Origin of the sequence: Psychrobacter lutiphocae DSM 21542 (assembly GCF_000382145.1) — a bacterium.
Classification (GTDB): Bacteria; Pseudomonadota; Gammaproteobacteria; order Pseudomonadales; family Moraxellaceae; genus Psychrobacter; species Psychrobacter lutiphocae.
In genome coordinates this window covers 25,734-40,085 of the sequence record NZ_KB907643.1, presented here as the reverse complement: position 1 = coordinate 40,085, position 14,352 = coordinate 25,734, and the positions used below count along the sequence as shown (strand labels likewise).

The 14,352-nt window shown below is 41.6% G+C and carries 11 protein-coding genes; 5 read left to right on the top strand and 6 right to left on the bottom strand.

The window, feature by feature from the left end:
- Window positions 1-482: 482 nt before the first annotated feature.
- The 5 genes from H140_RS0109085 to H140_RS0109065 all read left to right on the top strand — a co-directional run bounded on the left by H140_RS0109085 (window position 483) and on the right by H140_RS0109065 (window position 6,210).
- Complete coding sequence (locus H140_RS0109085; protein ID WP_019673347.1) at window positions 483-1,391, top strand: AAA family ATPase; 909 nt, start codon at window positions 483-485, stop codon at window positions 1,389-1,391.
- 42 nt (window positions 1,392-1,433) lie between these two features.
- On the top strand, window positions 1,434-2,678 hold the full coding sequence (locus H140_RS0109080; protein ID WP_019673346.1) for a vWA domain-containing protein: 1,245 nt from the start codon (window positions 1,434-1,436) through the stop codon (window positions 2,676-2,678).
- Between the two features lie 121 nt (window positions 2,679-2,799).
- Complete coding sequence (locus tag H140_RS0109075; protein ID WP_019673345.1) at window positions 2,800-3,336, top strand: septum formation family protein; 537 nt, start codon at window positions 2,800-2,802, stop codon at window positions 3,334-3,336.
- Window positions 3,337-3,569: 233 nt separating this feature from the next.
- On the top strand, window positions 3,570-4,715 hold the full coding sequence (gene nspC / locus H140_RS0109070) for a carboxynorspermidine decarboxylase (protein WP_019673344.1): 1,146 nt from the start codon (window positions 3,570-3,572) through the stop codon (window positions 4,713-4,715).
- 235 nt (window positions 4,716-4,950) lie between these two features.
- Entirely contained in the window at window positions 4,951-6,210 is a 1,260-nt protein-coding gene (locus H140_RS0109065; protein ID WP_019673343.1) for a saccharopine dehydrogenase family protein, read from the top strand.
- A gap of 364 nt (window positions 6,211-6,574) precedes the next feature.
- Here the strand turns inward: H140_RS0109065 and H140_RS0109055 are convergent, their stop codons facing one another.
- The 6 genes from H140_RS0109055 to metG all read right to left on the bottom strand — a co-directional run bounded on the left by H140_RS0109055 (window position 6,575) and on the right by metG (window position 14,174).
- On the bottom strand, window positions 6,575-6,949 hold the full coding sequence (locus tag H140_RS0109055) for a hypothetical protein (protein ID WP_019673341.1): 375 nt from the start codon (window positions 6,947-6,949) through the stop codon (window positions 6,575-6,577).
- Between the two features lie 378 nt (window positions 6,950-7,327).
- Window positions 7,328-8,122 carry an ABC transporter ATP-binding protein gene (locus H140_RS0109050; RefSeq protein WP_019673340.1) on the bottom strand — a complete coding sequence of 265 codons (795 nt, stop codon included), beginning with the start codon at window positions 8,120-8,122 and terminating at the stop codon, window positions 7,328-7,330.
- A gap of 110 nt (window positions 8,123-8,232) precedes the next feature.
- Window positions 8,233-9,126, bottom strand: a complete 894-nt coding sequence (locus H140_RS0109045; protein ID WP_019673339.1) for an ABC transporter permease — start codon at window positions 9,124-9,126, stop codon at window positions 8,233-8,235.
- A gap of 312 nt (window positions 9,127-9,438) precedes the next feature.
- Window positions 9,439-10,455, bottom strand: coding sequence for an ABC transporter substrate-binding protein (locus H140_RS0109040; protein ID WP_019673338.1), 1,017 nt, complete (start codon window positions 10,453-10,455; stop codon window positions 9,439-9,441).
- 173 nt (window positions 10,456-10,628) lie between these two features.
- Entirely contained in the window at window positions 10,629-11,618 is a 990-nt protein-coding gene (locus H140_RS0109035) for an ABC transporter substrate-binding protein (RefSeq protein ID WP_083932732.1), read from the bottom strand.
- Between the two features lie 456 nt (window positions 11,619-12,074).
- A complete protein-coding gene (gene metG / locus H140_RS0109030) occupies window positions 12,075-14,174 on the bottom strand; it encodes a methionine--tRNA ligase (RefSeq protein ID WP_019673336.1) in 2,100 nt (699 codons plus the stop codon).
- Window positions 14,175-14,352 lie beyond the last annotated feature (178 nt).

Sequence of the window (14,352 nt, the reverse complement as noted above, 5' to 3'; positions counted from 1 at the left end):
TAAGCTTTTATATTCTGAAGGTCTGGTTTTAACAGGCTCTAGTAACTGTGAGCTTACCCCAAACAGTACAGGGATATTAGCAGCAATAGCCTAAATATATGCACGCCATATCCTAAATTTGTGAAAGTAATGGCTATAAAGTAAGTAAAACGTTGCCCTGTTCACACACTATATTCTAATTTACTTACTATATTCTATATTGGCTATACTCTATATGGGATAGCCGTCTTGCAGTACCTCATATTCATGACGCTGACTGACCCAGGTATTATTTTGTATCTCATTGTATCTCATTGTATCTCATTGTATCTAGCCGTCAGTTAGCTTTCATCCGTATTCAATGTCGTTTAGTATTTGTTATTATTTATCAATAGGTCACTTACAAGACCAGTAATAGCTTGATAAACTATATTGCAACCTTTAAGTTTTATATAACAATTTTTAAGTTTGTTTTTTAGATAACTCACCTTTAAGTTAGCGAGATGTTTGTTATGAGCCAAAATAGTTACAGCAGTCAACCCAGTGATAATCCTAATAATCAGGATCAAAATACCCTGTTTACTGGCACGCAAAGCTATATTGCCACCGAAGATTTGCAGCTTGCAGTGAATGCGGCCATTACTCTGCAAAAGCCGCTTTTGATTAAAGGTGAACCAGGTACAGGTAAAACCTTACTGGCCGAAGAGGTAGCGCAAAGTCTTGGGATGCCATTGATTACCTGGCACATTAAGTCAACCACCAAAGCCGAGCAAGGTCTGTATGAATATGATGCCGTATCACGTCTTCGAGATTCACAGCTTGGTGATGATAAAGTTTATGATATCAACAACTATATCAAGCCTGGTAAGCTGTGGGAGGCCTTTACATCTGAGCAGCGCAGTGTGCTATTGATTGATGAAATTGATAAAGCAGATATTGAATTTCCTAATGACTTACTACATGAGCTAGATCAGATGTCGTTTTATGTTTATGAGACGGGAGAGACGATAGTTGCTGAGCAGCGTCCTGTGGTGATTATTACCTCAAATAATGAAAAAGAGTTGCCTGATGCCTTTTTACGCCGCTGTTTTTTCCATTATATTGATTTCCCAGATGAGCAGACGATGCGTCAAATTGTCGATGTTCACTTTCCAAATATTCAAGAAAAACTGGTGAATGACGCACTAGATATTTTCTATAAATTACGCAATATTCAAGGCTTAAAAAAGCCACCCTCAACCTCAGAGCTAGTGGACTGGCTGACATTATTATTAGCAGATGATATGGCGCAAGAGGAGCTTGAAGAAAACTTACGTGGTGAAAAGTCGATTCCGCCACTGTATGGTGCGTTGTTAAAAAACGAAGCCGATATCAGCTTATTGCAGCGCTTTGCTAACTTGATGAATCGCTAGTCGTTGACACATCGTTTCTAATTTAGAATCAAGAGGGCGGCTATGTTTGTCAAATTATTTTATACCTTGCGAGCGTATGGTGTACCAGTTAGTACCCGTGAGCTACTCGACTTAAATGCAGCGCTGGATAAGGGCTTGATGCGTCAGCCACATCCAGTGCTGTCTTCCGATGATCCTGATAATAAGGGCTTATGGACGTTTGCCAGTCGTGAGGATATGTATCGGCTAATTAAGCTGTGTATGGTCAAAGATGAGCGTCATTTTGATAAATTTGACCGTGCTATGGCCGATTATTTTGAAGGAGTGGATAGTTTGGATATTGATGAGCTAATGTCTAAGCTAACCGATATCCCACAAGAATGGCTGGACTTAAAGTTAGACCCCAAAAACCTAACCGAAGAGCAGCGCCGTTTACTCAAAAAATACGACTCACTAGAAGATCTGATGAAGGCTTTAGAGGAGCGACTCAAAGAACAAAAAGAGCGCCATCAAGGCGGTAGTAAATGGGTTGGAACTGGCGGTACATCTCCTTTCGGGGCTTATGGAGATCATCCAGAAGGGGTGCGTGTCGGTGGTGAGTCACGTAAGCGCAGTGCGGTCAAAGTTTGGGAGCAGCGTAAGTATCGTGATTTGGATGATGACAAGCAACTAGGTACCCGCCAATTACAAATGGCGCTACGCAATTTGCGCCAGTTTGCACGTACTGGCAGCGCTGATGAGCTTGATATTGGGCAGACCATTAAGCGTACCGCACAAAAAGGGGTGTTGGATATTCAGATGCAGCCTGAGCGCCGTAATCGGGTAAAGGTGCTGATGCTGTTTGATGTTGGTGGTAGTATGGATATCCATATTGAAGCGCTAGAAAAGCTTTTTTCAGCTGCTAAAAATGAGTTTAAAACTTTAGAGTTTTATTATTTTCATAACTGTCTTTATGACTTTGTGTGGAAAAACAACCAGCGCCGTCATGCTGAGCGAACGCCGACCATGGAGTTGTTACAAAAATATGGGCGAGAATATCGAGTCATCTTCGTTGGTGATGCGTCCATGTCTCCTTATGAGCTGTTTTCAGTAGGGGGTAGTGTCGAATATATGAATGCTGAGCCTGGGGCGGTCTGGTTAAAAAGGGTGCTTGAACACTTTGATAAAGTGGCTTGGTTAAATCCAGAAGATCAGGCGTACTGGCAATATACCCATACCATAGGTGAGATTAAAAAACTAATGAAAGGCCATATGTATCCGATGACCCTGCATGGCGTAGAAGATATGACCGAATATTTGGCAAGATAGTGTGGTTTGACAACTCCTTATTTAATTAAGTTCAACGAATTGCAGTCCATAACTCACTCGCAACTTTATTTAAGCGAAGCTTATACCAATTATACAAAGACAAATTATACAAAGACAAATTATGCTCAAATATAATCAAGCACACACACATATCAAAACGACGAGTATGTCACAACGAAAGGTGAGTCTTGTGGGGTTACTACTAGGCTTGCTTGCTGTGTTCAATGTTGGCTGCTCACCACAACATGAGCTAGATATTAACGTGAATAATGAAGTCAATAACTTATTGGTGGGCATGTGTTTTGATGATCCAAGCGAAGAAGATTTGATTATTGATGATCAGCGAAATACGGCTGCTGATAACTTCCCGATTGTTGATTGTCACCGCTTTCATGACAACGAAATATATTATATTTTTAACCTGCCAGATGCTGAGAAGTATAACGAGACAGAAGCTTTGTTAAACAGCATGCTTGATGTTTGTGAGGATAAATATAAAAAGTACATTGGAGTGGCGTACAAAAAATCATTTTATGAGATGTCAGTACTCACGCCAACCGAGACAAGCTGGAAAGATGGTGATAGAGAAGTGGTCTGTTATGCGTTCCATCCTAATGGCAAAAAAATCGACTTTCCACTAAAAGATATTCATCAATAACTTAATCGGTTTAAAGCTCTGTTAGATTGAAGTCCTGTCATTTGGTTTAAAGCGTTGTCATAAAGCTATTAGAGCGTAAGATAAAATCAATAAAAATAGCTTGAATTTTGGTAGCAATCTACCCATAATCGCAAGGTCAAAAAACGCTTCTTTGTGTTGTTAACGTCATTTATATGTTTAACCATATCTATATGTTTAACTCAACTTTATTGTTAACTGCTTAGGAATGGCCTATGCTCACCACACCTTATTATCAAATCGATATCCCTGCCTTAAAGCAAAACCTTGCAACTGTAAAGCGCCTATGTGATTTATCTGGTGCCAAGGCATTGTTAGCACTGAAATGCTTTGCGACTTGGGGCGTGTTTGAGGAGATGAAGCCCTATTTGCATGGCACGACATCTTCATCATTAAATGAAGTGCGTTTGGGTAAAGAAGAGTTTGGCAATACGCCAGGTAAAGAAACCCATGCGTATAGTGTCGCATATAGTGCAGATGAAATTGATGAGGTATTAAGTTACGCTGATAAAATTATTTTTAACTCATTCAATCAGCTACACGCGTTTAAAGATAAGGCTCACTCAAAAGGTGTGCCTGTTGGATTACGCATCAATCCTAAAACCAGTAACTCCTCTTTTATTATTGCTGATCCCGCCCGTCCTTTTAGTCGCTTGGGTGAGCATGATCCTGATAAAATCCATCAGGTCATTGCCGATATCACAGGGGTAATGATTCATAACAATTGTGAAAACGACAGCTTTGAAGCCTTTAGTGCCAGCCTTGATGACATTGAAAGCAAATTTGGTGAGCTGTTTCATCATCTTGAGTGGGTTAGCTTAGGCGGCGGTATTCACTTTATTGCACCAGATTATCCGCTTGAAGAATTGGCCAAGCGTTTAAAAGACTTTAGTGAAAAATACGGGGTGCAAGTGTATCTTGAGCCAGGTGAGGCCTGTATTCATCAAGCCGCTAAACTGGTAACAACAGTATTAGATACCCTGCACAATGGCAAGCCATTGGCGGTCGTCGATGCGTCAATTGAAGCGCATATGCTAGATTTATTAATCTATCGTGAAACCGCGCCGCTGGTTCAAGTCAATGACCACAATTGTCATATCACCTCACAGGAAACCGATAACAGCACCATTATTTATGGTAAATCATGCCTAGCCGGTGATATCTTCGGTGAGTATGAGTTAGATAAACCATTGGCCATTGGTGATAAAGTAGCGTTTGGCAATGCGGCTGGCTATACCATGGTGAAGAAAAACTGGTTCAATGGGGTAGCGATGCCTTCGATTGTGATATGTGATGAGCAAGGTGAGTTAAAAGTACAAAAGACCTTTGGCTATGCTGATTTTAAAGCCAGTTTATCTTGAGTGAGATCCTAAATTAAAGGTCATAAAATTTTGTATTTCATCTTATAATTGCGGGCTCTTTTATAGGGTCTGGGTTAATTTATTTTTGTTCAATCTTACTTTTAGCTGTATCTGGTTTTGGTTGTATTTTATTCGGGTGCGTGGGTTTTCCTATTTCTTCCTTTTTAATTCACGCACAACATTCACGGCGTCACTTGTCTACAAATAAGCTGACCCACTAAGGAGGATTTTTAGAGTGACTACTCAAGCAAAACGTAACGTATTGATCATCGGTGCAGGTGGTGTGGCACAAGTGGTTGCCCATAAGTGTGCGATGAATAATGAGGTGTTGGGCGAGATTCATATTGCTTCTCGTACCAAGGCCAAGTGTGATGCCATTGCGGACAGTGTGGCAGAAAAAGGTAGCTTTAAGCAGCCAGCAACTTTGCACACACACGAAGTCGACGCGATGGATTCAGAGGCTGTGGCGGAGTTAATAAAGCAGACAGATACGCAGATAGTCATTAACGTGGGTTCTGCATTTGTGAATATGACGGTGCTTGAGGCTTGTATCAATACTGGTGCCGCTTATATTGATACCGCCATTCATGAAGATCCACGCAAAATCTGTGAAACCCCACCTTGGTACGCCAACTATGAATGGAAGCGCAAACAGCGCTGTGCTGATAACAAGATCACTGCCATTTTAGGTGCAGGTTTTGATCCTGGTGTGGTCAATGCTTATGCACGTATCGGCTATGATATGATGGATAAAGGTTCGGTCACTGATATTGATATTATAGATATCAATGCGGGTAATCATGGTAAGTATTTTGCAACTAACTTTGATCCTGAGATTAATTTCCGTGAGTTTACTGGGACGGTTTACTCGTGGCAAAATAGTCAGTGGCAGTCTAACAAGATGTTTGAGGTTAAGCGTACCGATGATTTGCCAGTGGTTGGTGTGCAAAATAGCTACCTTAGTGGTCATGACGAAATCCACTCATTATCTGCCAACTTAGATGTGCCTAATATTCGTTTTTGGATGGGCTTTGGTGAGCACTATATTAATGTCTTTACTGTGCTAAAAAACCTAGGTTTGTTATCCGAGCAGCCAGTAATCACAGCGGAAGGTCAAGAAGTTGTGCCGTTAAAAGTAGTGAAAGCTGTATTACCAGATCCAAGCTCGCTGGCGCCAAACTATACGGGAAAAACCTGTATTGGTGACAAAGTTAAAGGTAAGATTAACGGGGTAGACACGGAAGTCTTTATCTACAACGTATCAGATCACAAAGATGCTTATAACGAAGTCGGCAGCCAAGGTATCTCTTATACTGCTGGCGTGCCGCCTGTCGCCGCTGCTATGTTAGTTGCCACAGGTGAGTGGGACGTGGGTCATATGGCAAACGTTGAAGAGCTAGACGTGAAGCCATTTATCAATCTACTTAACCAAATCGGTCTGCCAACCCGTATTCAAGACGAGCAAGGTGACCGTGCTTTAGAGTTTGATATTTAAGACCTGTATAATACCAAATCTAAAAATTAAGCTATCGAGGAAAACGAGTGCAAACGCTACAAGTAGTAGGTTTAGCGAGTTTGACAAAGATAGGTTATTTTTTAGAAAAGGTATAAGCTCTAATTAGCTTCGACAAATCTATACTGCAATAAAAAAACCTAACAATGATTGTTAGGTTTTTTTTGTGCTTATTGTACTTATTGTACTTATTGTACTTATTGTACTTATTGTACTTATTGTACTTATTGTGCTTATTGTCCTTATTGTGCTTATTGTACTTATTGTACTTATTGTACTTATTGTGCTTAGCGCTAAGCCAGATACCAGATACTGTTGAGTAGTGAGTACAGTTTATGGGGTCAGATTAATTGTACTCAGTACATTTGATGTCTTGGTCACGACAAAACATCTCATGAAACTGACTCATACATTGTTTTTTGACATCAAGACGTGCGCGACCTCTATTGGTGTTTTCGGAACGATATTGATGGGTAAAGGCGCTTAGCGTACAAGCATGAATTGACTTGTCTGCGTTGTCCAATTTGTTTTTGTCTTTTTGATCCTTGCTGTTTTGGATGCCATCAATATTTTCCGTTTTTACATCAATAATAATCGGCACATGAATAGGTGCTGGCTGTGCAATAACCTCACTGTCACCGCTGCTAGGTGATACCACACAAGCAGACAGCAGACTTACCATAAACGCTGTGGCAGTGATAGCGGCTAACGGGTTTTTCATTATTGAATACTCCAAAAATTGCTAGAGGACTAGCTAGGAAGGTTAGGGAGAGAAACACAACTTAAGGTTTTTTTAATAGGGCAGTCAGACGGATATTTCAGAAAGCAATATCGGAAACTAAGGCAAAAAATAAGATAAAAATAAGCACTGTTAATGAGCAAAATATACACCCAAATAATTTTCAGCGCAATAAAAAATAGACTAATGTTTGGTTAAAACAACTGACTTAAGTTAAATGGTTTAAAAATAACTGGTTTAAATTAAATTGACCCAATAAAAAAATGCCCATCATAGACGGATAGGCATTCATTTAGCAGGCTTAAGAGACTGTGACAATCAGCAAGCAGCCAACCATAAGCTATTATCTAGTGATCAGCGTTAACCGAGCAATAAGCTGTCATCTTCCACCTTCTCACCACGAGTACGCTCAAACATATCCAATAAGTCATGAACATTCATGCCTTGGCGTTTATCACCTGACACATCCAAAACTACCTGACCTTGGTGCAACATAACCGTGCGATCTCCATGAGTCAGCGCTTGCTGCATAGAGTGAGTGACCATCATGGTGGTAAGATTATTATCATTAACAATCTTGTCCGTCAGCTCCAAGACGAAAGCAGCGGTTTTAGGATCCAAGGCAGCGGTATGCTCATCTAGCAATAAGATTTTTGATGGCTGTAATGACGCCATTAGCAAGCTAACTGCTTGGCGTTGACCACCGGATAACAATCCCATTCTATCGGTTAGTCGGTTTTCAAGTCCCAGCTTTAGGATAGACAGCTTCTCGCGGAACAGCTCACGATTGTGATTGTTTAAAGCAAACTTAAGTCCTCGTGAGCCGCCACGTTTATAAGCTAAAGCTAAATTTTCTTCAATGGTCAAGGCTTCGCAAGTACCAGCCATTGGATCTTGGAAAACACGGGCAACCCAATGCGCTCGTTGGTGGGCATTTTTTTTAGTAACATCAATACCATTTAATAAAATAGAGCCAGTATCAACCCGTGTGGTACCGCTGATGGCGTTTAAAAAGGTTGATTTGCCTGCACCGTTGGTTCCGATAACGGTAACAAATTCACCTTCTGCGATGTTGAGACTAATGCCACGTAATGCAGGGTTTTCAATAGGCGTGCCTCGGTTAAAGGTTAACCGTAGGTCATTGGCTTGCATCATATGCGTTATCCTTAATTGTTACTTCTCACTGCTAGGGTTTGGGTTTAATGACCCAGCCACTAACACAACATTTCTATATTTTCGAGGACGACTGGGTTACGCCGCACACCTTAATTCATTTTAGATAGAATTTTCGATTTAATATTAGGTAATACTAAGGCTAACACCACCATTAATGCGGTTAGTAGCTGTACGTCTGAAGATTGAAATCCAATATCACGCAGTAGCTTACTTGATAACGCCACCTGAATGATCAAGCGGTAGACAATGGCACCAAGGATAACGGCCAGAGTAATTAACCAGATACGTTTGGCTGGTAAAATGGTTTCACCCATAATAACGGCTGCCAGACCAATAACGATAGTACCAACCCCGATAGAGATGTCCGCACTGCCTTGTGTCTGTACGAATAAGGCACCACCCAGCGCAATTAAGGCGTTAGAGATGGCCATACCGATCACTGTCATCCATGATGTATTAATGCCTTGCGCTTGCGCCATACGTAAGTTTGAGCCAGTGGCACGCATGGACAGCCCTGACTCGGTACTAAAGAACCAGTCCAATACCAGCTTTGCAACCAAAACAACAGCACCTATGATGACACAGCGCATCCAATAGCCATTTTCATTGGTCACTAAGTCAGTAAAGATGGTTTGTTCACCAAGTAAGGGCAGGTTTGGAGCGCCCATGATGCGTAAGTTGACAGAGTACAAGGCAACCATTACCAAGATACTGGCCAATAGTTGCAATATGCCCAGCTTAACGTGCAAAAACGCTGTCACCATACCAGCAAGGGCGCCAGCAAGCATACCAAGACCACAAGCAATCCAAGGGTCGATGCCTGAGATAATAGAGATACCAGCAATGGCCCCACCAAGTGGGAAGCTACCATCGGCTGTTAAATCAGGAAAGTCTAATGTGCGAAACGAAAGTAGAACCCCTAGCGCTACTAGCGCATAGATTAGACCACTTTCAAGAGCACCAAAAAAAGCAATAAGTGACATGAGGTATTAAACCACCGCTGCATATTTAATATGCTATTAGGTCTCATCTACATGACTTTAAAAACAGTCAGTTAAATGATAGATAAGTTAATAGTATACAAAGTGTATTTAACAGATGAGTGCATCTGCGGTTAAAGTGTGCCAATGCCTGTAAGCGTATGACTGTATTTAATATTTTATTTTAAATAATATAAAAATGAAACACCACAAAACATTGGTAGAAGCATAAAACAAGATACAGCCATACATTGCGTCATCAATATTCAATAGACTTTAATAGGCGTATGGCTGTAACAAAAGGTGGTGTGAAGCTTAATCTAGTACTTGTTTTGCTTCATCTAATAGCGCTTGTGAAAGCTCGATGCCTTGCTCGGCAGCATGGCTTTTGCTAACGTATAAATCTAAGTCTTTCGGAGTATATACAGGGATAGAGCCTGGATCTTCACCGTTTAAAATACGAACAACCAGTTTACCCGTTTCACGACCAAGGGCATGATAGTTGACACCCAAGGCTGCAATCGCACCACGCTCAACAGAGTCTGTGTCTGATGCAATTAATGGCACTTTGCTTTCTTTTGCCACCTGATACAGTGATTCATAAGCAGAAACTACGTTATTGTCAGTTGAGGTATAAATCAGATCTACCTTATCTGCAATACTACGGGCAGCCATCGCAATATCATTACTTTTTTGTGCTGGCGCTGAGTGAACTTGAATACCCATAGGCGTCAATTGTGCTTCTAGATTTTTTAATACAATGGTTGAGTTGACCTCGCCTGGACTATAAACATAACCAACACTTTTTAGCTCAGGGATAACTTGCTGCATTAGCTCGACTTGAGGCGCATAAGGCAATGCATCAGAAGCGCCTGTTACGTTAGTGCCTGAGCCATCAAGCGAGTTTAATAACTTAGCTTCAACAGGGTCAGTGACCGCTGAGAATACCAAAGGAATGGTGTTGGTCGCTGCCGCAACTGATTGAGCAGAAGGGGTAGCAATGGCTACGATAACATCTGGATTATCACCGATAAACTGCTTGGCAATCTGACCAGCAGTGGCGGTATTACCCTGTGCGCTTTGGAAATTAATTTTAAGGTTTTCACCTTCTTTAAAGCCTTCAGCAGCCAACTCTTCGATAATGCCTTCACGTACTGAGTCAAGTGCTGGGTGCTCTACAATGGCTGTGATTGCAACGTTTTTGATATCTGCCTCAGCTACCGTAGTTGTGCCTTCAGATGTATCGGCTTGTGGTTTATTACAGCCAGTTAAAACTGCAGCCGCAACGCCACCCCACATTAAGGTGGTGATCAGACGGTTTGAATGGAACATATGCTTCTCCTAAAGATGATAGTGCTTATTCTTTCAGTACGAGTTATTCGGTTAATACGAGTAAATCACTAAATATGGGGTAATAAGCGGTGTTAGTCCGTTAAAGCGTATTTGCATAAAGCGCCAATACGCAGTTGTGGGTGGTTAAAATATTACTGATATTCACTTTTCAGTTAATGACTGGGCGCAACCTCATCGACATTAATCGCATCTGCCAAAATTGACGGGTCAAGTGTGACGCCTTGTGCTTTGGCATGAGTGGGGCTGACATATAAAGTTAAGGTGTTCATCACCTCTGGCTTAATGTCGGCGATGGCTTCACCGTTTAAAACACGGTACACCATTTTTCCTGTCACTCGGCCAAAGTCATAGTCATTGACACCTAGTCCAGCGGTGGCACCACGACGTACACTGAACTCATCTGATGTGATGACTGGAATACCCATCTCATTAGCAGCGCTTGCCATCGCTTCAAAAGCGGTAATCACATTGTTATCAAGTGAGGTGTAAATCACATCGGCACGACCATTAAGACTGCGAGTCGCCATGGCAACATCGGTTGGACGATTCGCAGGTACTTCCAGTATTTGTAGTCCACGTGCTGGAGCAGCGTCTTGCAATTGCTTGAGCACTACTGCTGAGTTGGCTTCACCTGGGCTATATACATAGCCAATGGTCTTTACATCAGGCACAATCTTCTGAATTAAATCTAGTGGTGGCTCTATCGGTAATAAGCTTGATAGTCCTGTCACATTAGCCTGCGTAGGATGGTTGTTCTTATCTAACAGCTTTGCCGCCACAGGATCTGAAATGGCAGTGTAAATAACTGGAATGGTACTGGTTGCGGCTACAATGGTCTGGGCTGATGGGGTCGAAATTGCCACGATGGCATCAGGCATATCACCAGCAAACTGCTTGGCAATTTGTGCCGCTGTCGCCATGTTGCCTTGAGCAGTCTGAAAGTTTACAGTCAAGTTTACACCTTCTACATAATCTTGCTCGGCCAGCTCTTCAATAATGCCACGGCGTATTGTATCAAGTGAAGGATGCTCAACAACCTGAGTAATGGCTAAGGTTTTCGCTTCTTTGTTATTGCTGGCCTGTTTAGCATGTTCGGCAGGCTTATCACCACAGGCTGTTAACGCGGTTAGCGATAGACCCATGCTAAGCGCCAGTAGCCCACGCCAAATTTTTGATTGTTTGGTTATATCGCTTGGTTGGCTTAATTGACAATGGCTAGTCTGTAAGTCGTTAGATAGCTTATGACTCAATGCAAATGATGAGGCAGAGTCTATGGTGGGAAATAGATTTGGCAGCATAAGAGTTAATTATTCCATGAATGTAAGAGTATATTATAATAATGTAACACAACAGAGAAATAAAAAAAGTAGAACAAGATAAATAAAAGCCGATGACGAGCATCGGCTTTACATCAAGCTTGTTTTTGTTTATTGCAAGATTAGGCTTGAGTATCTGTTTTTGAATATAAAATGGATTTTGGATAGATGATAAATATTATCTAGGATATAGGGCTAAGACTAGGTTGTCAGAGTATACACTCAATTGACATGAAATCTGTTGCCCTATTATCTATCTGGCCGTATCTCTTACAGTAGCTATTAGGCCAGCTTGTCACCAACTTGGCACTCATCTGGTACGGTGACAACCACTAAGCCTGTTTTTGGATCACCTGAAGATAAAATCATACCTTCAGAGACGCCAAACTTCATTTTGCGAGGCACTAAGTTAGTGACACAAATCACTTTTTTGCCCGTTAATTGTTCAGGCTCATAGAATTTACGAATACCGCTAAAGACGTTAATGGTCTGCTCTTTACCGATATCTAGCGTAAATTGCAGCAGCTTATCAGCGCCTTCAACATAGTTGCACTCAACCACATGTGCCACGGTCATTTCAACTTTCATAAAGTCGTCAAACTCGATGGTATCAGCAGTATCCGCTTTTTTATTATCTAATTTTTTCTGATTGTTTTTCGCATCAGCTTTGACAGTGCCAGTCGTTGCCGCTGCTGCTAAGTCTTGCTTTGACTCTTCAATTAACGCATCGATTTGAGACTGCTCAATACGCTGCATTAATGGCTTAAACTTATTGATTTTATGCCCGAGCAATAACTCATGACGGCTCGCAAAGCTTAAATCATCAAGGTTCAAGAAGGCTTTGGCGTTGTCCGTCAGCTCAGGCAATACAGGTGCAAGATAAACCATCAACTGGCGGAAGATGTTGATAGCAACCGAACACACCTCTTGAACGTCTTGCTCAGTGCCTTCTTCTTTGGCCATCGCCCAAGGCTTTTTGCTATCGATATATTCGTTAGCCTTATCTGCACACTGCATAATTAGGCGCATCGCACGGCTAAACTCACGATTTTCGTAAGCATTGGCAATCTCTTCACCTGTGCGCAAGATGTCGTTTAATAGCTCAGGCTCAGCACAGGTTTCTGACAACATACCGTCATACTTTTTGACAATAAAGCCGGCACTGCGACTGGCGATGTTGACCACTTTGCCGACCATATCTGAGTTTACTTTTTGCATAAAGTCAGCAAAATCTAGGTTAATGTCTTCTACTTTATCTGACAGTTTGGTCGCAAAATAATAGCGTAGATATTCAGGGTGCAAATGCTTAGCAAAGGTTTCGGCTTGAATGAAAGTACCACGAGATTTACTCATTTTCTCGCCATTAACCATCAAAAAGCCGTGCGCAAAGATACTCGTCGGCGTTCTAAACTCACTACCAGCAAGCATTGCAGGCCAAAATAGGGCATGGAAATAGACGATATCTTTACCAATAAAGTGATATAGCTCAGTTTTGTGTTGATTTTCTTCTAACCAATAATCATCAAAGTTTAGTTCTGGCTTTAATGGATCGGTTGAACCCTTGCGCTGTTTGCATAAGTTTTTGAAACTGGCCATATAGCCCACAGGCGCATCTAGCCAAACATAAAAGTATTTGTCCGGCTCATCGGCTGGCGTGTCTGGGATCTGGAAGCCAAAGTAAGGGGCATCACGTGAGATATCCCAACTGGCTAGACCAGCGTCAAACCATTCTTGTAACTTGTTGGCAACAGAAGGCTGGAGACGGCCTTCATCGTGGGTCCATTTTTGCAAAAATTCGGAAAACTCAGGTAAGTTAAAGAAGTAATGCTTTGATGTTTTTAAAATAGGGGTTGCGCCAGATAAGGTTGAGTGCGGATTTTTAAGTTCGGTGGCATTATAAGTGGTGCCACATACTTCACAGTTATCCCCATACTGATCTTCTGCACCACATTCTGGGCATTCGCCTTTTACAAAACGGTCCGCTAAAAATAGACTTTTTTCTGGATCAAACAATTGCTCAACATCTTTGGTTGAGATATGACCTTCACTGTTTAAACGGCGGTAAATCAGCTCAGAAAACTCTCGGTTTTCTTCAGAGTGGGTGGTGTGATAATTGTCAAAATCAATCAAGAATTGACTAAAGTCAGCTTCGTGTGAGGCTTTTACATTGGCAATTTGTTCTTCTGGCGTAATACCGTTTGCTTCCGCTTTTAGCATAATTGCCGTGCCATGTGCATCATCTGCGCACACATAGGTTACTTGATGGCCCTGGGCTTTCATCGCCCGTACCCAGATGTCAGTTTGAATGTACTCGACAAGATGTCCTAAGTGGATGGGGCCATTGGCATAGGGAAGGGCACTGGTAACTAGAATTTGACGCACAAAATCACCTATTTGTTGAGTAAGTTTATTGGAATAAAAATTATCCGCCTATGATACCGCAAATGGCATAAAAATGGGAATTAACCTATGTATAAATAGGGTTTATATAGCGCTCCAGTCATAAAAAGCGTATTCGTATAATACTAACAGCCTAACAGTATAAGGTAGTGAAATATGC